The organism is Virgibacillus sp. FSP13 (genome assembly GCF_054048505.1).
Map to the genome: position 1 here is coordinate 42871 of NZ_JBSVKG010000005.1, position 20860 is coordinate 63730.

The window sequence follows — 20860 nt, forward strand, 5'->3', positions numbered from 1 at the left end:
GAATTCTAATCAGCTGGACAAGGATCCTGTCCCCATGTCCCACAATTAATGCGCATGACTATTACCTTTCTGTTATTATTGGTATAATGGATTTGAAGGTTTTTTACATTCATGATACAAATTATCTTAGGCTGAAAAAAGGTAATTTACCACATAAAGGAGTGGAACTTATGCAACAGAGTCAATTTGAAAAAATGAAAAACGGTGAAGGGTTTATCGCAGCGCTGGATCAGAGTGGTGGTAGTACGCCAAAAGCACTAGCCTTGTACGGTATTGAAGAAGATGCGTATAACGGCAAGGATGAAATGTTTGATCTTGTACACGAGATGCGAACGCGAATTATTACATCACCTGCTTTTGATTCCGAATATATCATCGGTGCTATTTTGTTTGAACAAACGATGGATCGCGAAATCGAAGGAATGTACACAGCTGATTATTTGGCAGAGAAAAAAGGCATCGTTCCTTTCTTAAAAGTGGACAAAGGTCTTGCTGAAGAAACAAATGGTGTGCAAATGATGAAGCCGATCACTGACCTGGACGAAACATTGAAACGGGCGAATGAACGTCATATCTTTGGAACAAAAATGCGCTCCGTTATCAAAGAAGCAAATCCAGAAGGCATCAAGGCTGTCGTTGAGCAGCAATTCGAAATTGGTAAACAGATCGTAGCTGCTGGTCTTGTTCCAATTATTGAACCGGAAGTAGACATTAACAGCAAAGAAAAAGAAAAATGCGAGGAACTATTAAAAGCTGAGATTTTGGATCAGCTTAACAAATTGGATGACAACGAGCATGTGATGTTGAAAGTTACGATTCCAACTGTCGCAAACTTATATAAAGAATTGATTGAGCATCCGAATGTTGTCCGTGTTGTCGCACTTTCTGGCGGTTACGCTGTGGATGAAGCAAATGAAAAATTGAAGGAAAATAATGGTCTTATTGCCAGCTTCTCCCGTGCACTATCCCAGGATTTGAATGCCAACCAAACAGATGAAGAATTCAATAACGCGCTTGGCAAAGCAGTGAAATCTATATACGAAGCTTCAATTTCATAAGCATGATTTATCTGTAATCCCGGGGAACACCCCCGGGGTTTTTTTGCGGTTCTCGGGTGGGACGTGGGGACAGGTTTGTTGTCCCAGTCTAGTTTGCCGGAGTGATGCGGGACAGAGGGTGGGACACTTAACCTGTCCCCATGTCCCAATATCGCTAAGTCTAAAAAATATATTTCTGACTAGACTGATGGATAAAAAAAGGATGTTGTGAGTAATTTGAGTTTGTATATAATAGCCTGGATGATTATCATTTTCCTTTTAACATGCACAACCCCAGCGTTTGGCGTGTTCCATGGAAACATAAAATTTAAACTTAACCCGAATCCGGAATGGTCGGGTCTTTTTGTGATTTATCCGGAGGGTTCCATAAAATGGGTTGAATTTGTAGGGCATTTTTTGATGTTCTTTATTTTGATAGCACTGTTAATGGCTGTTTTAAAAAAGCTAGCGACAGCTGTTTGGATTGTCTTTTTGTATGGAGTGGTAATTGAAATCCTGCAACCTTTTTTTGGCAGGGGAGCGGAATTTATAGATGTCATAGCCAATACAGGAGGGATCCTCATCTTTGCCACGTTGTACGGAATTGTCAGAAGTGTTAAACGCGTAGGCCTTTTGTGAAGTGGGTGGTATGTGAGAGGGCTGGGACATGGGGACAGGTCCCTCACACCCCCCATGTTCCTCTTGACAAATTTGTGAAAGCGTTTTAAAATTCAGTGTGTAACGGGTTACATATATTTTTTAGCGTGATATGTAACCCGTTACACAACCAAAATGAAAATCTAATAAACTGTGAAAGGTATTTGAAGTATGGCTACAATTAGGGAAGTTGCAAGCCTTGCGGGGGTGTCCGTTGCTACTGTATCGCGGGTGATTAATAACAATGGGTATGTGAACGCTGATACAAAGATACGTGTGGTTCAAGCTATTAATCAATTGAATTACAAGCCAAATGATGTCGCAAGAAGCCTATTTAAAGGGAAATCGAAAATGATAGCTTTATTTGTGCCAGATATTATGAATCCATTTTTCCCAGAATTGGCTAGAGCAGTGGAAGATGTATGTAATGTTCATGATTATACATTTGTGCTTTGTAACACAGATAACTCGATTGATAAGGAACTTACTTATTTAAATGCGCTGCAACAGAAATCGGTTGATGGCGTCATTATCGTTTCCAGCACCTTAACAAAGGAGCATATAAAGGATGTTAATGTTCCTATTATTGCTTTGGATAGAACGTTTGATGTGGAATTATCGACTGTAAAGGTAAATAATCGTCAAGGGGCAAGAGAAGCAACGGAATATTTAAAGTCAATCGGTTGCCAATGTATCGCACATATTTCTGGCCCTGAAAATGCAAGCAATACAGACGAACGCAGGCAGGGATTCCTGGATGTAATGGAAAGCGAGGAATGGTTTTCTCCTAATTATATCGTTTCAGGGAATTACAATCTGCAAGTAGCCGAAAAAGTAATTACACAGCTGCTAAGAGATTATCCAGAAATCGATGGTCTGTTCATCGCTAACGATGTGATGGGTGTAGGTGCCATCAAGGCTGCGGAAAAATTAGGCCTAGAAGTACCAAATGACTTATCGATTATCGGATTCGATGGCATTTTTTTAGGCGAAACAACAAGCCCAACGTTGACGACGATAGCACAACCAATCTATAAAATGGGATTTCGAGCTGCGGAATTGTTAATTGAACAAATAAATAATAAAGAATTTCCGCAAAGGATAGAAGAATTTTCGGTACAACTGGTTGAACGACAATCGACAAGAGTGAGGGGGTAGAAAATGACGAATAAACCAACGATATGTGTAATTGGAAGTATTAATATGGATTTAACGACGAAAACAAATAAAATGCCCGCACAAGGCGAAACGACCCTTGGCAAGAGTTTTGCGCAATATCCCGGTGGAAAAGGTGCAAATCAAGCTGTATCAGCCGCAAGACTTGGTGCAAATGTTCAGATGATTGGTGCTGTTGGTGCAGATGCATTTGGAGAAAATCTACTTTCTCATCTTAAATCAGAACATATAAATGTTGACGGTATTAAAGTTTGTTATGATTCAACAGGGATTGCGACGATTATTCTATCCGAAAATGATAACCGAATTATTGTTACTCCTGGTGCTAACTATTTCGTTTCACCGGAATTAGTAGAAGCCAATAAGCAGATGATTAAAAACAGTGATGGCGTGTTAATTCAACTTGAGATACCGATTGAAACAGTAAAATATGCCTTGGAAGTGGCGAATGAATACGATGTGCCGGCTATTCTAAATCCAGCGCCATACCAAACGCTACCAAAGGATTTACTGATGAGTGCGACTTACGTGACCCCGAATGACATAGAGGTTACCGAAATGGAAAATGATATCGACATTGATTCCATTAAAGAGAAACTCGTGATTACGAGAGGGGATGAAGGGGTTAACTATTATAGCGATCATACCCTACGTAATATAGCAGGGTTTCAAGTTGACGTGGAGGATACAACCGGTGCGGGTGATACATTTAATGGTGCATTAGCCACAAAGCTTGCGAACGGTGCATCCATCGATGAATCTATTTTATTTGCAAACGCGTCGGCAGCACTTTCCGTAACAAAAGTAGGAGCCCAAAAAGGGATGCCGACTAAAGAAGAAGTAGAAACGTTTATGAAGGAGAAGGAGATTTTAAATTGAAAAAGGCTGGTATGTTAAATCGGGAAATTTCCTCTCTCCTTTCGAGGATGGGGCATACGGATAAAATTCTTATCGCTGATTGTGGACTTCCAATTCCCGATGAAACGCTTTGTATTGATCTATCGCTCAAGCTTGGTAAACCAAGTTTTGAATCTGTCCTTGCTGCGACTGTTGAAGATATGGAAATTGAAAAAATGACCTTGGCAAATGAAATAAAAGCAGAAAACGTTACTTTGCATACAAAACTATTAAAACAGTATTCTCCTGCCCCTATCGATTATATTTCGCATGAAGAATTAAAAGAACAAATCAAAGAAATGAAAGCGGTTATTCGAACGGGCGAGGCAAGTCCCTATGCGAATGTAATTTTACAAGCGGGTGTTATTTTTTAAAGAAAGGCGGTGGACTTAGATGACGGAAGAAGCTTCTATTGAGATGGCCAAAATCAGCAAATCATTTTCAGGTAACCAAGTGCTAAAAGATGTGAATTTTGACGTAAGAAAAGGTGAAATCCATGCATTGATGGGAGAAAATGGTGCTGGAAAATCTACCTTAGTGAAGGTGTTAACGGGGATTCATTCTCGAGATAAGGGAGTCGTTAAAGTTCAGGGAGAGGAAGTTCACTTTACAAATCCGAAACAAGCTGAAAAGAGAGGAATCATTGTTATTCATCAGGAATTGAATATTATTCCTTACTTAACGGTAGCCCAAAATATGTTTCTTGGAAAAGAGATTACGTACGGCAAGTCTGGTATTTTAAATATAAAAAAAATGAATACTTTGGCAAAGAAAAACTTACGTGAATTAGGCGTAGAAAATATTAAGCCTGACGATCTTGCTGGAGAGTTATCAGTTGGGAAACAACAAATGGTAGAAATTGCTCGAGCATTAGCAACAAATGCAGAAGTAATTATCATGGATGAACCAACGGCTGCGCTTACAGATCGGGAAATTGAAAGTCTATTTAAAGTAATCGACTCCTTGAAGCAACAAGGCGTTAGTTTTGTCTATATATCACATAGAATGGAAGAGATCTTTGAAATATGTGATAGAATTACGGTTTTAAGAGACGGACAATATATTGGAACGGAGATTATAGCCGATACGTCATTTGAAAAAATTGTGAAAATGATGGTCGGTCGTGAGCTTGGTGATCGCTTTCCTACAAAAAATAATCCAATTGGAAATGTTGTTTTTCAGGTGGAGAATTTAACATCAAAAGGAGTTTTTCATAACGTGAATTTTGATGTGAAAGAGGGCGAAATATTAGGTGTCGCAGGATTAATGGGTGCTGGACGAACAGAAGTGATGGAGGCCATTTTTGGTTACCGTAAAAAGCAGAGTGGCACGGTGAAATTGCAAGAACAAGTCTTAAATACAAATCATCCAAGTAATCTGATTAAGGCTGGAATAGGCTTTATCACAGAAGATCGAAAAGGGGAAGGCTTAGTTCTGAATTCCACTATTCGTGAGAACATCGCGCTAGCAAATCTCAAAACGATTTCCAATGGTGGGGTAATCGTAAATTCAAAAGAAAGAAGATTAGTGGATGATTTGATTGAGCAACTTCATGTGAAAACGACTGGAAGAGAGCAGGCTGTTCAATCACTTAGCGGTGGTAATCAACAAAAAGTTGTTATTTCAAAATGGTTGGGGATCAAGCCAAGAATTCTTATTTTAGACGAGCCAACAAGGGGAGTCGATATTGGTGCCAAAAAAGAAATTTATACGATAATGAATGAACTGACTGAAAATGGGGTTGCCATTATTATGATTTCCTCCGAATTACCAGAAGTCTTAGGAGTAAGCGATCGTATTATGGTTATGCATGAAGGGGAAATTTCAGCCTTTCTTAGCCGTGATGAAGCTACCCAAGAAAAAATTATGATAGCAGCAACAGGAGGGAATTAGTATGAAAAATTACTTGAAAAATAACATTTCTATAATTGGTCCCTTAGTGGGTTTAATTATATTTTCTATAATACTAGGTTTTTTGAGTGATAGTTTCTTTACATTGAATAATATATTCAACTTATTTAGGCAAGTATCTGTAAACGCTTTAATTGCATTCGGGATGACATTTGTTATTTTAACAGCTGGAATCGACTTATCAGTTGGATCTACTTTGGCATTAGGTAGCGCGCTTACAGCAGGTTTACTGACAAGTGGAATAGATCCGTTATTGGCAGTATTGATTGGACTCATTATTGGATTAGTATTAGGTGCAATTAATGGATTAATTATTGCAAAAGGTAAGGTGGCTCCTTTTATTGCTACACTTGCGACAATGACGATTTATCGTGGGGCAACCTTAGTATTTACAGATGGTAAACCAATAACTGGCCTATCAGATAGTTTTACATTTGAAATGATTGGAAGCGGTTATGTTTTTGGTATACCTTTTCCAGTAATCTTAATGTTTATTGCCTTTTTCGTCTTATATTTTGTGCTCCGAAAAACTGTTTTTGGCAGACAAGTTTATGCGATTGGTGGGAACGAAGAAGCTGCGAAATTATCCGGAATTAAATCCGATCGAGTAAAGATTTGGGTTTACTCGCTTACTGGTATGTTAGCTGTTTTGGCTGGTATTATCATGACCAGTCGTTTGAATTCTGCACAGCCTACAGCAGGAGCAAGTTATGAATTAGATGCCATTGCCGCTGTTGTTATCGGTGGAACAAGTTTAGCAGGCGGAAAAGGTAAAATTGTTGGTACGTTGATCGGTGCACTTATTATAGGTGTTATTGATAATGGATTGAACTTATTAAATGTATCATCATTTTATCAACAAATCGTCAAAGGTGGCATTATTTTACTAGCAGTATTACTTGATCGCAGTCAAAATAAATAAATTTACAACAAGATGTTTTCATTAGCATCTTGAAAAAATATAAAAGGAAATTAGGGAGGAAAAAAGATGAATAAATGGTTGAAAATGATAGGTTGTGTCACGGTGCTTTTCGTTGTTTTAGCAGCATGTTCCACAAAGGCTCCGGGTTCTGATAAATCGGATGATGCTAAAGAAGGATCAGGAAATGATACAGTGAAAATTGGATTGTCTGTCTCAACACTTAATAATCCATTTTTCGTAACGTTACGTGATGGTGCTGAAGCTGCAGCAAAGGAAAAAGGGTATGAAGTAATTACATCAGATGCGCAAGATGATCCGTCTACACAGCTAAGTGATATAGAAGATTTATTACAGCAAGATATTGATGTTCTGTTAGTAAATCCAGTTGATTCAGATGCCATTGTGTCTGCAGTTGAATTAGCAAATGATGCAGATATTCCTGTCATTACAGTTGATAGAAGTTCTGAGGGTGGAGAAGTTGTAACTCATATTGCTTCTGATAATGTTGAAGGTGGTCAAATGGCTGGAGAATTTATTGCGGAACAGTTAGAAAATGAAGGATCTATAGTTGAATTAGAAGGTATACCCGGTGCTTCAGCAACCCGTGAACGTGGAGAAGGTTTCCATAATTCTATAGACGAGGTTGATAATATTGAAGTTGTAGCGAATCAGTCTGCAAACTTTGCTAGAACAGAGGGTTTATCCGTAATGGAAAATATTATTCAAAGTACAGATAATATTGATGCCGTATTTGCTCACAATGATGAAATGGCGCTTGGTGCATTAGAAGCATTAGAGGCAAAAGGTATGTCTGATGACGTGGTTGTAGTAGGATTCGATGCCACTGACGATGCAGTGGAGGCTGTAAAGGAAGGGAAAATGGATGCAACAATTGCCCAAAACCCAGAATTAATCGGTAAAACAGCAATAGAAACTGCCAGTAAAGTAGCAAATGGAGAAACAGTCGATGAATTCATTCCAGTGGAATTAGAACTAATCACTGAGTAGTTATGGTAGGACATGGGAACAGAGAGCTGTCCCCATGTCCTTATTAAGTATACAGTGGAGATAATGATTTAAGCAGATTTTGCGATAGGCCTTTGCGGGGAGGAAACACTCTGCAGGGCTTTTTTTTTTGAGACGAAGGGATAGGTACATAGTCTTAGAGGCGCATCGTATTTTACTGGACAAATTTTGGGGGGATAGGAAATTTTGACAAAGAAGAAGCTTAATAGAGATAAACTATTAAGTAATTGTTGAATTAAAGTGCAACTGAGTATTATTGTGAGGGTGATTGGTTGTCATGCTTCTTTCCTTATTGGGAAAGGAGGTGATAATTATGGAAACGTTTCTCGAATTCTTGCGGAGAAGTTCTGAAGGGAGTAGTGAGAAATAAGCGCATATTTCAGTTTAATGTAAGGAAAATATTACATCATGTTTAAACAAATCCTTTAATTTCGTTAGTACAGTAATGGCTTTGATGGAGCTATGACACAGGGGGCACACTTTACGAATACGGGCAAGGATGCATTTGAGAATTTTACAGTTAAGGATCTCTAGCATATTTCATTTATAGGGTGTCTTACGTAATCAAAATAAGTAAAAACTATTGGCAGGAAGGAAGTCTTACTGGAATTTCTATGGGGCTTCCTTTGTTCTAGCGTTTATCAGGCAAAAAGAAACGTGATTTCTCAACCACGTTTCTAAAGTTAGCCTAGTAAAAAACCGCCATACACAAGAGCAACTCCGATTACAAAAGCCGGATGAACCTTCATTCGTTCAATCAATAAATAGCTACTAACTATGATTAAAGCCGTTTGCCAAAGACCAATTCCTTCATAAGATTCGTTAAAAAATCGCCATGCCATAATACCAAGCAATATAGCAATAACTGGGCGGACATAAAGTGTTAATCTTTTCACCTTGCTAGAGTCTTTATATTTATAGAGGACTCCTAATAACAAAATCATAATGATTAACGAGGGGGCAACTGCAGCAAAGACACCGATTAGTGAGCCTAAAATCCCACCCTCGTCATACCCGATATAACCGGCCATTTTAGTGGCTATCGGTCCTGGCAATGAATTTGCTAATGCTAACATTTCACTAAATTCCTGGACATTCATCCATTCATAACGCTTTACGACCTCATTTTCAACTAACGGAATGGATGCCGGTCCACCACCATAGCCAAGAATTCCCGGGATAAAAAAGGCAAGAAATATATGCCAATATTTCATGATGATTCACCTTCCCTCTTCCTGACATCGTGATCAGACTGTTCAGATTTATCTGTTTTGTCTTTCTGTATTAATGCAGCAACAAGTAATATTCCGATCAATATACCTGGATGTACATTCAAAAAATAAAGCAGAACAAATATTACAAGAGACATTATTCCCGTCTGCAGCCAACCCATTCCTTCAATTGCTTTGTGTAAAAACTGCCATGTCAAAACTGCAAGCATGACACCCACAACTGGTATAACAGCAGCAGTCATACCGTTGACCCAATTTAAGTCCTTAATTGACGTTAGTGATGACAACAAAATAATCATTAAAACTATAGTTGGTAGAATAGAAGCTAAAACAGCATTCAACATACCCCAAAATCCAGTAACACGATGCCCAATATAACCAGCTAGCTTCGTTGCAATAGGGCCTGGTAATGTATTCGCTAACGCCAACAAATCACCAAAATCCTCATCACTCATCCATTTATATTTATCAACTACTTCTTTATGGATTAATGGGATAGATCCTGGACCACCACCATAACCAAGCATACCAATTCTAAAAAAGGCAATAAATAAATCCCAATGTGTTTTCATCTGCAACAAACCTCATGTTTATTTTTCATTGGTGCTACCATGCGGAAACCGTGCCATCTGTTCTTGATTCTGTGCCGCCAACTAGCACACCTGAGTCAGGATCTCGCCAGATAATTTGCCCTCTTCCAAAACTGTTTGGTTCAAGCGCCAAATGGATATCGTGTCCTTTTTCGGATAATGCTTGTGCAAGATGATGGGGGAATTTATGTTCTAATTCTACCGTTTTTTCTTTCATCCACTGCCAACGTGGTGCATCCAGTGCTGCCTGCGGGTTAAGTCCAAAATCAATTGTATTCATAACGACTTGAACATGCCCCTGAGGTTGCATAAACCCTCCCATTACGCCAAATGGGCCAACAGGTTGGTTGTCTTTTGTTAAAAAACCAGGAATGATGGTATGATAGGTTTTCTTGGCACCTTCTAATGCATTTACATGGTTAGGATCCATTAAAAAATTATGTCCACGATTCTGCAAAGCAATTCCTGTACCTGGGACAACTAACCCTGATCCAAATCCCATGTAGTTACTTTGAATAAATGAAACCATATTGCCTTCATTATCCGCTGTTGCTAAATAAACTGTTCCGCTTAAAGTTGGTTCTCCAGCATCTGGCAGTAACGCTTCGTCATTAATAAGATTCCTACGCGTTTCTCCATATTTGTCGCACAACAAATCGTTAGTAGAATATTTCATATAGTTTTCTTCTGTTATATGTTTTTGCCCGTCTGCAAATGCCAGCTTAATAGCTTCAATTTGTTTGTGATATGTTTCCACTGATTCCTTCTCGGTAAAGTTAAATCCTTTTAAAATATTTAATGCTTGAAGTGCTACAATTCCTTGGCCATTTGGTGGTATTTCCCAAACGTCGTAGCCACGATAATTGACGTTAATTGGCTTTACCCACTCCGGCTTATTTTCTGCAAGGTCCTCAGCTGATAGATAGCCACCAGTTTCTTTTGAGAATGTAGCAATTTTTTCAGCAAGTTCGCCACGATAAAATGATTCTGCATTTGTTTCGGCTATTTTTTGCAACGTTTCTGCATGATCTAAAGACGACCATACTTCTCCAGCTTTAGGTGCCCGACCCCTTGGTGCAAAGGTATCGAACCAATTAGTGAAAATATCATCCGTCAATTCGGTTTTAAAAACGTTATATGCTTTCTTCCAATACTTACTTAAAATAGGTGAAACGGGAAATCCCTCTGTAGCGTATGTAACAGCGGGTTCGAGTACATTTGTTAATGGTAGCTTTCCAAACTTGTTCGATAACTCTGCCCATGCACCTGGTGCTCCGGGAACAGTTACAGGGGTCCATCCATATTTAGGAACCTCTTCATAACCAGCGTTTTTCACCTTATCAATTGATATGTTTCTTGGTGATCTCCCACTACCGTTTAATCCATGCAATTCACCTTTTGTCCAAACCAAAGCAAAAGCATCACCACCAATTCCATTCGAAGTTGGTTCTACCACAGTCAAACAGGCAGCTGTAGCAATCGCAGCATCAATGGCATTTCCACCTTGTTTTAAAATTGATAGTCCTGCTTGAGCAGCAAGTGGTTGCGACGTTGCAACCATGCCATTTTTTGCATATATTGCGTTTCTTGTGTTTGGGTATGGATAAGATTGGTGATTAAAGGTAAACATTTGAAACACTCCTTTCAAAAAGAATGCCAATATAGGTTGGCATCTTTTTGAATTTATAATTTGGTAGTTGCTTAATAAATTAATTTAAAGTGACATCTTCAATCATGTAGATACCAGCAGGGTGCATCCAAAAGCCTTCTACATTATTACCTACTGCTACTAGGTCTTCGTCATTTCTTAAAAAGACCATTGGTGCATCCTCAACTTCAATTTTTTGTGCCTTTTCGTAGATCTCAAGACGTTTATCAGGATTTGTCTCTTGACGTCCTTTGTTAATTAACTCATCCACTTCTGGATTATCGTAAAAAGAGCGATTTCCCGGATTACCTTTAGCATCTGAGTGGAATAAGAAATACTGGTTATAGTCCGCATCACCTGTCATATTGGACCAACCTAGTATAAACATGTCATGATCGCCATTAGCAGTACCCTCAAGGTAAGCACCCCACTCTACCACTTTTATCTCAGTTTCTATCCCAATTCCTTTTAATTGGGACTGAACAACTTCTGCTACATCCATTCTCGCTTTATTGTCATTAGTCCATATAGTTGTTTTAAAGCCGTCCTCATAACCAGCCTCTTTTAGCAACTCTTTTGCCTTTTCGATGTTGTAACTGTATCCCGCAATATTTTCACTATACCCCCAGACACCAGGTCCCATAGGTCCTTTAGCAACTGTTCCAACATTATTATAAACTCCGCTAATTATAGCCTCTTTATCTACAGCATAGTTGATCGCTTGTCGAACTCTAGCGTCATCAAAGGGTTCCTTTTCCACATTAAATCCAATGTAATCGATCCCTAATCCGTCACTACGATTAAGTTTCATATTTTGGCTATTTTCAATACGATCTACTTCACTTACAGGTACAGGTTCCGCTAAATGTGCTTCCCCCGTTTCTACCATCGCAATACGTGTTGAGTCTTCGGGAACAACTTTAAATACCACACTATCTATATTTGGTTTTTCACCCCAGTATTCATCATAAGTTGATAGTTTTATTTCAGATCCGGGTGTCCAAGATTCAAATTTAAACATCCCTGTTCCCACTGGATGTTGGCCTAATTCTGCTCCATACTCATCAATAGCTTTAGGACTAATGATTCCTCCAGCATAGTGGGCTAGATTTGAGAGAAGTGGAGCAAAAGGGTATGAAGTCTTAAATTCTACGGTGTAGTCATCCACTATATTAATTTCCTCGATCATTTCGTACAAACTTGCTCTTGGAGAGGCTGTTTCCTCAGAAAGGACCCTGTCAAAAGTCTTCTTAACAGCCTCTGCATTAAAGTCTGTACCGTCATGGAATTTAACACCTTCTCTTAATTTAAATTTCCATGTTAAATCATCAATTTGTTCCCAATCCGTAGCTAGAACGGGTTGTATTTCCATATTTTTGTCCTGCTTTACCAGGCCTTCATAAATTTTCCCATGATACACATTCGCTGACGGTATGTCAGTTCCCTTATGGGGGTCAAGTTGAGTAGCATCTGATAATACAGCTATGACAAGCTCTCCACCTGATGCCCCTGACTCGTTTCCGTTTTCGTTTTCGTTGCTTGCGTTGCCAACACCTTGTGTTTCATTTGAACCTGTACATCCAGTGATAAGTATTATGGTGAATAGACTAAATAATACAATTAAAATGTTTCTCTTCATTTTTTCTCCCCCTTAGTCAAAGAATTTGTAAAGTTTTTGTAGAATTTGTCAAATTGTTAATCCCATTTTCTTCAACAACAATTAAATCTTCAATTCTAACTCCACCATAGTTTGGAATATATATGCCAGGTTCAACAGTCAACACCATTCCAGGCTTCAATACAGTTTTATCAGTACTTCTCATGGCCGGCTTTTCATGAATCTCAAGACCCAGTGCATGCCCGAGACTATGTCCGAAATTTTCTCCATAACCAGCTTCCCGAATTATAGAACGTCCTATGTCATCAATGTTTGAACATGTTTCACCAGCCTTTATTGCTGATAACGAGATTTCTTGAGCATATTTAACTGTTTCATATATTTTTCGTTGTTTTTCTGTCGGCTCCCCCATAATCACAGTTCTAGTGAAATCAGTGTAATATCCCTTCACTTTGGCACCAAAATCCATTTTTACGAAATCGCCATTTTTTATCACACGACTTGTTGCTTGACCATGTGGTAAACAGGAGCGCTCACCAGTAGCAATAACGTGGTTCTCCTTAATCCCATCTGCCCCAAGTTTTTTCATTACATACTCTAGTTCTAAAGCAAGTTCAGATTCAGTTATTCCGGTTTTAATATAAGAGAGAATATGGGTGAAAGTTTTATCTACAATGTCCATCCCTTGTTTTATATAGGAGATTTCGGTTTTATCTTTTATCATTCTTTCCTCTAAAATTAGGCCATCAATATTAACAAATTCAGTTTTAGGTAGGGAATTAGTTAATAGCATGTAATCATCGACATTTAACGATGAGAACTCTATTCCCACCTTTTGTACCTCAATGTTTGATAATTTATTTATTATCGCATTTAAAAGAGGAGGTTTGACCACCTGAATATCATGAATATCAACTTCAGCGTGTGCTTGATCTCCATATCGAAAATCCGTGTAAAAAGTACTGTAATTAGGTCCTACAATAATACTTCCACTTGAACCCGTAAATCCAGAGTAATAATAACAATTTACTCTCGAAGATAGAAAAATAGCATCAACTCCAAACTCATCCATCTTCTCTACAAGCTTTTTTCTACGAGCTTTGTACAAATCATTCACCACCTTTTTCTTCTTTTGTCTATTATAAGAAACTTTAGAATACAATGTTTTTAAAATTTTTACTATTGTTTATAATTACTTTACCTATTATTAAAAAATGAGGAAAACTATATTTAATTCTGATAACTTTAACATTAATCTTAAAAAATTATCAGGAGGGTGGGAATGACTAATGATCAATAATGAAGAAATTCAAATTAATAAAAAACAAATTGCCTTTAAGAAAAGCCCACGTCTATCGAGGTTTAATGAGTTTATAAAAAAAATAGTTAAAAACAAGGCTTCACTCATAGGGGGGATTATTGTTGTTACATACTTTATTATAGCGATATTTGCTCCTTGGATTGCACCATATGACCCGCTTGGAGTGGATCTTGTGAATAAACTTCAAACCCCTTCATGGGAACATTGGTTTGGAACGGATGACAAAGGAAGAGATATCCTAAGTAGAATTATTTATGGATCACGATTATCACTTTCGGTTGGTGTCTTGTCTGTTCTAATAGGTGCATTTTTTGGGATTACACTTGGATTAATATCAGGGTATTATGGCAAATTAATAGATACCGTGATAATGAGATTTATAGATGTTCTACTTGCCTTTCCTGGAATTTTGTTGGCATTAGCTATCATAAGTGCATTGGGTCCAGATTTAATAAATGTAATGATCGCAGTTGGGATTTTTTCAATCCCAACATTTGCAAGAATAGTACGAGGTTCCACGCTTTCAATGAAAAAAGTAGAACATATTGATGCTATAAAAACATTAGGAGCTAGTGACTTTAGAATTATCTTAGTTCATATTTTACCTAATATTTTATCACCAATTATTGTACAAGGAACACTGCGTGTAGCAACGGCTATATTGACAGCTGCTGGACTTTCATTCCTTGGAATGGGTGCACAACCTCCTTCACCAGAGTGGGGAGCGATGCTGTCAAATGGCCGAAATTTCTTATGGTCTGCACCGCATGTAGCAACATTCCCTGGCCTAGTAATAGCCTTTATTGTGATAGGCTTTAATTTGCTTGGCGATGGATTAAGAGATGCGCTGGATCCAAGAATGAAAAAATAAGGGGGAGAATATTATGCTAATCTTTATTGTAAGAAGATTCCTTCAGACAATACCAGTTTTAATAGGTGTTTCCATGGTGGTATTTTTAATCATGCAAATGGTTCCAGGTGATCCTGCCGTTATGCTTGCTGGTGAAAGTGCTACAAAGGAACAGGTGGAACAATTAAGAAATCAGTTAGGACTAGATCAACCCATGTATATACAATATTTTGAATATATTAAGAATGTAGTTCAAGGGGATTTGGGTGTATCTATCCGTTCAAATAGACCAGTATTAGATGAGATTATGGCTCGTTTACCAATTACGATTGAATTAGCATTTTGGAGTATTTTAGTTACAATATTTCTCGGGCTTCTAGCTGGAATTATTTCGGCAACAAAGCAATATTCATTTACCGATGTAAGTATTATGGTTGTCGCTTTACTTGGAGTATCATTACCTAACTTCTGGCTAGGATTAATGCTGATTTTATTTTTTTCAGTCAATATACAAATTTTCCCTGTAGCTGGTTGGGGGACATTCTTGCATGTTATTCTCCCGGCTATAACATTAGGAACAAGTGGTGCTGCAATTGTGGCTAGAATGACTCGATCTAGTATGTTAGAGGTTATCAGCCAAGACTACATCAGAACTGCAAAAGCTAAAGGCGTTAAAGATAGGTACATTACCTACAAACATGCATTAAAAAATGCATTAATACCCGTAATTACGGTAGTTGGACTACAATTTGGCGCTTTGTTAGGTGGAACGGTATTAACTGAATCCGTTTTTGCTATCAACGGAGTGGGCCGCATGATTGTAGATGCTATACGTATGAGGGATCTCCCACTAGTTCAAGGCTCTATTTTAGTAGTTTCATTTATATTTGTAATGGTAAATCTTATTGTTGACATTTCTTACAAGTTCTTTGATAAGAGGGTAGACTTAAATTAGTTCAGGTGGTGAAAAAATTATGAGTAAAAATGAGATCTTAAAGGTTAAAAATTTAAAAACATACTTTCATGCAGATGGTAAAATCACGAAAGCGGTAGATGGTGTTGATTTTGAGGTTAATGAAGGAGAAACATTAGGTATTGTTGGTGAATCCGGGTGTGGGAAGAGTATTACCTCACTATCTATAATGAGATTAGTTCCAAGTCCACCAGGTGTTATTTCAGGAGAAGGTGTTTATTTCAAGGGGGAAAACCTATTAGAAAAAACAGAGAAAGAAATGCGGAAAATCAGAGGTAACTCGATTTCAATGATTTTTCAAGAACCAATGACATCTTTAAATCCTGTATTTTCAGTTGGTGAACAAATTGCCGAGGCATTTAGAATCCATCAGAATTTAAATCGAAATGATGCATGGAATAAAGCGGTTGGTATGTTGCGTGTCGTTGGTATTCCTTCTCCTGAAAAAAGAGCTAAACAAGAACCACACGAGCTGAGTGGAGGTATGAGACAAAGGGTTATGATCGCTATAGCTCTTGCTTGTAATCCATCTTTACTAATTGCGGATGAACCTACAACTGCCCTGGATGTAACAATTCAAGCACAGATTCTAGATTTATTAAAAAAACTCCAAGAAGAATTTAATTCAGCTGTAATTATGATCACCCATGATTTAGGTGTAGTTGCCGAGACCTGTGATTACGTGGTTGTAATGTACGCAGGAAAAGTTGTTGAACATACTCATGTAGATAATTTATTTGATAATCCACTTCACCCGTATACACAGGGATTACTAAAATCCATGCCAAGGGTTCATGAAGATGTCGAAGAATTACAAGCAATTAAAGGAACAGTACCTAGTCCAGATAATCTCCCAAAAGGCTGTTCTTTTGCTCCCAGATGTCCGATTGCTAAAGATATTTGTCATAAAGAATTACCTGAACTGAAGGTCCTTGATTCCGGAAGTAAAGTAAGATGCTTTGCCTATACTGATAAATGGAATGGGAAGGAGAAGAATGCAAATGACAGTACAAACAGAGACGCCTATTCTGAAAGTATCTAATTTAAAACAATATTTCCCTATAAAGAGTGGTATATTTTCGAGAGTTAGTAATCATGTAAAAGCAGTTGATGATATTTCATTTGAGGTATTTAAAGGGGAGACATTAAGTATCGTTGGTGAATCAGGTTGTGGAAAATCCACAACAGGAAGAGCTATATTAAGGTTAGAAGATCCAACCTCTGGTAAAATAGAGTTCGATGGTAAGGATCTACTGAACTTGTCGAAGCGGAAAATGCGTTCCATCCGGAAAGATGTCCAAGTTATTTTTCAAGATCCTTTTGCTTCGTTAAACCCAAGACAAACAGTAGGAAGAATAATTGAAGAAGCACTAGAAATTCTAAGTGATTTATCTAAATCTGACAGAATAAAAAGAGTTTCTGAGTTGCTTGAGCAAGTGGGGTTAAGACCAGAGTTTGCCAACCGGTACCCGCATGAATTTAGCGGTGGTCAACGTCAAAGAATTGGAATAGCGAGGGCATTAGCGGCAAATCCTAAAATAATTATTTGTGATGAAGCTGTTTCGGCATTGGATGTATCGGTTCAAGCACAAGTATTAAATCTATTAAAAAAAATACAGAAGGAATATAAACTAACCTATATATTTATTTCACATGATTTAGGGGTTGTACGCCATATCTCAAATAGAGTCATGGTAATGTACCTAGGTAAAGTTGTTGAGATTGGTGAAAAAAAGACGATATTTGAAAACCCGCATCATCCTTATACAAAAGCTCTTTTGTCGGCTATTCCTGAGCCCAAAAAAGAGAGGAGAAAAGAGAGGATGATTTTAACGGGAGATGTTCCATCACCCATAAATCCACCTAGCGGATGTAAGTTTCATACTAGATGCCCTTTTGCTACCAAATATTGTAGGGAAAACACACCGACGCTAGAAAAAACAAACCATAATAGCGAAGTTGCATGCTTTTATGCAGAAGAATTATTTGATAACAATTAAAGTTCTGCAAGCTTCAAATAATCCCCACTTGTTAATTAACATGTGGGGATTTACGTATATTATAGGCTAGTATGTCTACCCCATAAAAAGCGAATATTTTTCTAGTTGCAATAATAACAGATAAGTGCAATAATTAACCAAACTATGAAAAGATTATAGATAGTGAAGTAATTATAGAAGAAGTGATTTGTGTGCATATTAGCCAGGAAATGTTTACAGTTATAATCATAATCGGGGTTTTTATTCCAATTATTAGTGCTATTATGCTATTTATGGTAGTTGCTTATGAGAAAGAAATTAGACTTTTGACCACAGAAAAGCAAAATGTTGAATTGGAAAAGGAATTCCAGCGTAGTAAATACACACAACTAAACGCTAAAATACAACCCCATTTTTTGTTTAACACAATGAACCTTATTTTGGGTCTCGCTCGATTAGAGAAAAAAAGATAATGATTGATACAATTGAGAATTTATCTGTGTTTCTTCGATTTAACTATCAAGTAGAAGATCATCTAATCCCTTTTGATAAAGAATTACATTATACAAAATCATACTTAGCGATTCAGAAAACACGATTCGGCTCAGCACTGACTGTTAATGAAGAAATAGATACAGAGATTGAAAATACTTTAGTTCCACCTTATTTATTGCAAACCATCACAGAAAATGCCTTTAAACATGGTTTGAACAAAAAAGTTGGAGAGAAAGTTCTTTCTATTACTTTTTATAAAGTAGACAGGAACGTCTTTATAGAAGTTATGGATAATGGTCATGGCGTTTCTAAAAATGTAGATTTGACGAATGAGACAACCGGATATGGGCTATATAATATTAAAAGACGGTTGGAGTTGGCATTTGGAGAAGGGAATATACAGATACAATTAATTCCATTAAAACAAGGTACAAAAATTATTACTAGATTTCCATTGCTTTTAATAGAAGAGAATGAAAGCGGTGATGAGTATGAACATTTTACTCGTAGATGATGAACCATATGAATTAGAGCAATTAACTTACCTAATTGGATCAAACTTTCCATCCTGGGGTATTTTAACAGCCCTTGATGGTATTCAGGCGTTACAAGTTTTGTTAAATAATGAAGTACAACTAGCGGTTTTAGATATAGAACTTCCAGGAAAAAGTGGTTTATCACTTGCGAAGGAGATAAAGCAAAATTACTCGTATGTGACTATCATTATGTTGTCTGCTTATCAAGATTTTAATTATGCAAGACGATCAATACAAATTGGTGTAGAAGATTACTTAACGAAACCAATTATTGAAAAAGAATTAAATGATGTTCTTAAAAAATATGTGAAGGACCATGACTTTTCCAATATTGTCCTTAGTGCAATCAACTACATTCATGAAAATTATCACGAAAAAATTAATTTATCTTCATTAGCTGAAGAAATCCATGTGAACCCTTCTTATTTAAGTAGAAAATTTCATCAAGAAATAGGAATGAAATTTTCAGACTATATACTTGACTATAGAATAAAAATTTCAAAGGAAATGTTGATTAAAAATAAAGCTGCTAATATCTCTTCCGTGGCTGATAAATGTGGCTTTAATAGTTTACATTATTTTAGTACCGTGTTTAAAAGGAAAGTAAAGATAACACCAAAGGAATATCGAGAAGAAGGGTACCGGAATTGAGAAGTATTTTTGAATATGAGGACCATTGTATAGAGAATGGATCGACCTCCTCCATTACAATTTCACGCTGGATATCAACAAATGCCATCTTCACCGCTCCTTCCATCGTAATAACACATGGAATTATGGAAGGAATATTATTTGGCTTCACCGCATTTTTGGCTACTGTAATAATGTATTTTGTTTTTAAAAGAAGCGTTATGAAACAGAGCAAGGGTAATGCTTTAAAAGGAGGTAACTTAGAACTAGGGAAATTACGAGTTTATTATTTGGTTAGTTCCTATATGCAGCTATACTTAATGGTTTTAGGTGGCGGTTTAGTAGTTAGCATTATGTGCCATTTTACTGTCATAATGGGAATGGTAATTTTTATAGTTTTATGCCTGTTATATTCTTTAGTAAAATTCGAACCCAATTTTAAACATCATATAAAACTGGCCCTATTATTTGTAGTAACAACCGGTGTTCTTGTATATATGTTAGTAACGGAAAATGTTGAGCAGATTTACCAAGGTATTCGTTTATATCACCCTTATTTGTTATTCGTAAATTGGAAGAGTGTAATTTTATTTGGAATGGCAGTTTGTATTATATTTATTGGGAAATTGATTGGCGATCCAATATCTCTGAAAAATTTTAACGATTTAGTAAGGAATAAAAAGGGTAAATATTGGCTTTTGATTGGTTTTGTGTGGGGTGCAATTCCTTTATCCTTTGTTTCTATTATAATTTCAGTAATATATAGTGGGGGATTTGAATCAATTTTTACTATCTTTCAAGATCTCTTTTCTTATTTTGGTAATTCTGTTTTCACAAGTATTATTCCTATTATTTTAATCCTTATTTTAATAGATACTTCAAGTATGGAAATAAAAGTATTAAGAAAACATGCTATGAAAAATAACTGGAGTATCTTTTTAACATTGATGGTTTTAATGATTTGTACAATATTTTTTAATGACAACTGGTTATCATTTTCTTTTGTATTTTTTATGACTGGCATTTGGATTGTAGCATATTTACCAGTAATAGGAGCCATTATTTTAAATAAACTTCATGATTCTAAACGATGTGAATTCCTAGGTATTGTTTCCGCGATTAGTGGGTATATATCCCTTTATTGGTTTGACCCTGTTATTGCGATACTTGTAACATTTTTAATTTCAGGGTGCCTGTCACTCCTTGAATTTTGTCGAAAAGGAATGGGGGAGGGTTAAAAACTGGCCCCACATGAAAATTGAAAGTAGCAATATGAATATAAATGTATAAATGAGAAAAACCCCCAGGATTTGGTTTAATAGAATTTGCCAAAAAACTATAACCAAAATGGGGGTTTTTTAT

At 37.0% G+C, this 20860-nt stretch carries 21 protein-coding genes; 16 read left to right on the forward strand and 5 right to left on the reverse strand.

Going from position 1 to position 20860, the window contains the following annotated elements; genetic code table 11:
• Positions 1 to 170: 170 nt before the first annotated feature.
• From ACW2QC_RS06260 to rbsB, 8 genes are all read left to right on the forward strand, one after another.
• Positions 171 to 1058: a fructose bisphosphate aldolase gene (locus ACW2QC_RS06260; RefSeq protein WP_457543122.1), complete on the forward strand. Its 888-nt coding sequence runs from the start codon at positions 171 to 173 to the stop codon at positions 1056 to 1058.
• Between the two features lie 216 nt (positions 1059 to 1274).
• Positions 1275 to 1676 (forward strand): VanZ family protein, encoded by a 402-nt coding sequence (locus tag ACW2QC_RS06265; protein WP_457543123.1) that lies wholly within the window; start codon positions 1275 to 1277, stop codon positions 1674 to 1676.
• A 189-nt stretch (positions 1677 to 1865) separates the two neighbouring features.
• Positions 1866 to 2852: a LacI family DNA-binding transcriptional regulator gene (locus ACW2QC_RS06270; protein ID WP_457543124.1), complete on the forward strand. Its 987-nt coding sequence runs from the start codon at positions 1866 to 1868 to the stop codon at positions 2850 to 2852.
• 3 nt (positions 2853 to 2855) lie between these two features.
• Positions 2856 to 3749, forward strand: coding sequence for a ribokinase (gene rbsK / locus ACW2QC_RS06275; protein ID WP_457543125.1), 894 nt, complete (start codon positions 2856 to 2858; stop codon positions 3747 to 3749).
• Positions 3746 to 4141 (forward strand): D-ribose pyranase, encoded by a 396-nt coding sequence (rbsD, locus tag ACW2QC_RS06280; RefSeq protein ID WP_457543126.1) that lies wholly within the window; start codon positions 3746 to 3748, stop codon positions 4139 to 4141. Before rbsK ends, rbsD begins: the two co-directional genes overlap by 4 nt.
• A 19-nt stretch (positions 4142 to 4160) precedes the next feature.
• Entirely contained in the window at positions 4161 to 5660 is a 1500-nt protein-coding gene (locus ACW2QC_RS06285) for a sugar ABC transporter ATP-binding protein (protein WP_457543127.1), read from the forward strand.
• Between the two features lies 1 nt (position 5661).
• Positions 5662 to 6600, forward strand: coding sequence for an ABC transporter permease subunit (locus tag ACW2QC_RS06290; protein WP_457543128.1), 939 nt, complete (start codon positions 5662 to 5664; stop codon positions 6598 to 6600).
• Between the two features lie 66 nt (positions 6601 to 6666).
• Positions 6667 to 7608, forward strand: coding sequence for a ribose ABC transporter substrate-binding protein RbsB (rbsB, locus tag ACW2QC_RS06295; protein WP_457543129.1), 942 nt, complete (start codon positions 6667 to 6669; stop codon positions 7606 to 7608).
• Positions 7609 to 8309: 701 nt separating this feature from the next.
• Here rbsB and ACW2QC_RS06300 read toward each other — a convergent pair.
• From ACW2QC_RS06300 to ACW2QC_RS06320, 5 genes are all read right to left on the reverse strand, one after another.
• Positions 8310 to 8840 (reverse strand): chromate transporter, encoded by a 531-nt coding sequence (locus ACW2QC_RS06300; RefSeq protein ID WP_457543130.1) that lies wholly within the window; start codon positions 8838 to 8840, stop codon positions 8310 to 8312.
• Entirely contained in the window at positions 8837 to 9430 is a 594-nt protein-coding gene (locus ACW2QC_RS06305) for a chromate transporter (RefSeq protein ID WP_457543131.1), read from the reverse strand. The genes ACW2QC_RS06300 and ACW2QC_RS06305 overlap by 4 nt, the downstream gene beginning before the upstream one ends.
• Positions 9431 to 9464: 34 nt before the next feature.
• Entirely contained in the window at positions 9465 to 11078 is a 1614-nt protein-coding gene (locus ACW2QC_RS06310) for a gamma-glutamyltransferase family protein (RefSeq protein WP_457543132.1), read from the reverse strand.
• 79 nt (positions 11079 to 11157) lie between these two features.
• Complete coding sequence (locus ACW2QC_RS06315) at positions 11158 to 12735, reverse strand: glutathione ABC transporter substrate-binding protein (RefSeq protein WP_457543133.1); 1578 nt, start codon at positions 12733 to 12735, stop codon at positions 11158 to 11160.
• Positions 12736 to 12751: 16 nt separating this feature from the next.
• Positions 12752 to 13822, reverse strand: coding sequence for a M24 family metallopeptidase (locus ACW2QC_RS06320; protein WP_457543134.1), 1071 nt, complete (start codon positions 13820 to 13822; stop codon positions 12752 to 12754).
• A gap of 181 nt (positions 13823 to 14003) precedes the next feature.
• Here ACW2QC_RS06320 and ACW2QC_RS06325 point away from each other — a divergent pair, with 181 nt between their 5' ends.
• The 8 genes from ACW2QC_RS06325 to ACW2QC_RS06360 all read left to right on the forward strand — a co-directional run bounded on the left by ACW2QC_RS06325 (position 14004) and on the right by ACW2QC_RS06360 (position 20736).
• Positions 14004 to 14906 (forward strand): ABC transporter permease, encoded by a 903-nt coding sequence (locus ACW2QC_RS06325; protein ID WP_457543135.1) that lies wholly within the window; start codon positions 14004 to 14006, stop codon positions 14904 to 14906.
• 13 nt (positions 14907 to 14919) lie between these two features.
• A complete protein-coding gene (gene nikB / locus ACW2QC_RS06330) occupies positions 14920 to 15840 on the forward strand; it encodes a nickel ABC transporter permease (RefSeq protein WP_457543136.1) in 921 nt (306 codons plus the stop codon).
• Between the two features lie 19 nt (positions 15841 to 15859).
• Positions 15860 to 16900: an ABC transporter ATP-binding protein gene (locus tag ACW2QC_RS06335; protein WP_457543137.1), complete on the forward strand. Its 1041-nt coding sequence runs from the start codon at positions 15860 to 15862 to the stop codon at positions 16898 to 16900.
• On the forward strand, positions 16860 to 17858 hold the full coding sequence (locus ACW2QC_RS06340; protein ID WP_457543138.1) for an ABC transporter ATP-binding protein: 999 nt from the start codon (positions 16860 to 16862) through the stop codon (positions 17856 to 17858). The genes ACW2QC_RS06335 and ACW2QC_RS06340 overlap by 41 nt, the downstream gene beginning before the upstream one ends.
• 272 nt (positions 17859 to 18130) lie before the next feature.
• On the forward strand, positions 18131 to 18310 hold the full coding sequence (locus tag ACW2QC_RS06345) for a histidine kinase (RefSeq protein ID WP_457543237.1): 180 nt from the start codon (positions 18131 to 18133) through the stop codon (positions 18308 to 18310).
• A complete protein-coding gene (locus tag ACW2QC_RS06350) occupies positions 18310 to 18846 on the forward strand; it encodes a sensor histidine kinase (protein WP_457543139.1) in 537 nt (178 codons plus the stop codon). The genes ACW2QC_RS06345 and ACW2QC_RS06350 overlap by 1 nt, the downstream gene beginning before the upstream one ends.
• Positions 18824 to 19519, forward strand: coding sequence for a response regulator transcription factor (locus ACW2QC_RS06355; protein WP_457543140.1), 696 nt, complete (start codon positions 18824 to 18826; stop codon positions 19517 to 19519). The genes ACW2QC_RS06350 and ACW2QC_RS06355 overlap by 23 nt, the downstream gene beginning before the upstream one ends.
• Entirely contained in the window at positions 19516 to 20736 is a 1221-nt protein-coding gene (locus tag ACW2QC_RS06360) for a hypothetical protein (protein ID WP_457543141.1), read from the forward strand. Before ACW2QC_RS06355 ends, ACW2QC_RS06360 begins: the two co-directional genes overlap by 4 nt.
• Positions 20737 to 20860 lie beyond the last annotated feature (124 nt).

What these genes read in the sequence shown, in the direction of transcription:
- ACW2QC_RS06285 (WP_457543127.1), top strand. Translation starts at nt 4,161, where the DNA reads ATGACGGAAGAAGCTTCTATTGAGATGGCCAAAATCAGCAAATCATTT.
- nikB (WP_457543136.1), top strand. Translation starts at nt 14,920, where the DNA reads ATGCTAATCTTTATTGTAAGAAGATTCCTTCAGACAATACCAGTTTTA.
- rbsB (WP_457543129.1), top strand. Translation starts at nt 6,667, where the DNA reads ATGAATAAATGGTTGAAAATGATAGGTTGTGTCACGGTGCTTTTCGTT.
- ACW2QC_RS06315 (WP_457543133.1), bottom strand. Translation starts at nt 12,735, where the DNA reads ATGAAGAGAAACATTTTAATTGTATTATTTAGTCTATTCACCATAATA.
- ACW2QC_RS06345 (WP_457543237.1), top strand. Translation starts at nt 18,131, where the DNA reads ATGGTAGTTGCTTATGAGAAAGAAATTAGACTTTTGACCACAGAAAAG.
- ACW2QC_RS06310 (WP_457543132.1), bottom strand. Translation starts at nt 11,078, where the DNA reads ATGTTTACCTTTAATCACCAATCTTATCCATACCCAAACACAAGAAAC.
- rbsK (WP_457543125.1), top strand. Translation starts at nt 2,856, where the DNA reads ATGACGAATAAACCAACGATATGTGTAATTGGAAGTATTAATATGGAT.
- ACW2QC_RS06325 (WP_457543135.1), top strand. Translation starts at nt 14,004, where the DNA reads ATGATCAATAATGAAGAAATTCAAATTAATAAAAAACAAATTGCCTTT.
- ACW2QC_RS06290 (WP_457543128.1), top strand. Translation starts at nt 5,662, where the DNA reads ATGAAAAATTACTTGAAAAATAACATTTCTATAATTGGTCCCTTAGTG.
- ACW2QC_RS06260 (WP_457543122.1), top strand. Translation starts at nt 171, where the DNA reads ATGCAACAGAGTCAATTTGAAAAAATGAAAAACGGTGAAGGGTTTATC.
- ACW2QC_RS06350 (WP_457543139.1), top strand. Translation starts at nt 18,310, where the DNA reads ATGATTGATACAATTGAGAATTTATCTGTGTTTCTTCGATTTAACTAT.
- ACW2QC_RS06270 (WP_457543124.1), top strand. Translation starts at nt 1,866, where the DNA reads ATGGCTACAATTAGGGAAGTTGCAAGCCTTGCGGGGGTGTCCGTTGCT.
- ACW2QC_RS06335 (WP_457543137.1), top strand. Translation starts at nt 15,860, where the DNA reads ATGAGTAAAAATGAGATCTTAAAGGTTAAAAATTTAAAAACATACTTT.
- ACW2QC_RS06340 (WP_457543138.1), top strand. Translation starts at nt 16,860, where the DNA reads ATGACAGTACAAACAGAGACGCCTATTCTGAAAGTATCTAATTTAAAA.
- ACW2QC_RS06305 (WP_457543131.1), bottom strand. Translation starts at nt 9,430, where the DNA reads ATGAAAACACATTGGGATTTATTTATTGCCTTTTTTAGAATTGGTATG.
- ACW2QC_RS06300 (WP_457543130.1), bottom strand. Translation starts at nt 8,840, where the DNA reads ATGAAATATTGGCATATATTTCTTGCCTTTTTTATCCCGGGAATTCTT.
- ACW2QC_RS06355 (WP_457543140.1), top strand. Translation starts at nt 18,824, where the DNA reads ATGAACATTTTACTCGTAGATGATGAACCATATGAATTAGAGCAATTA.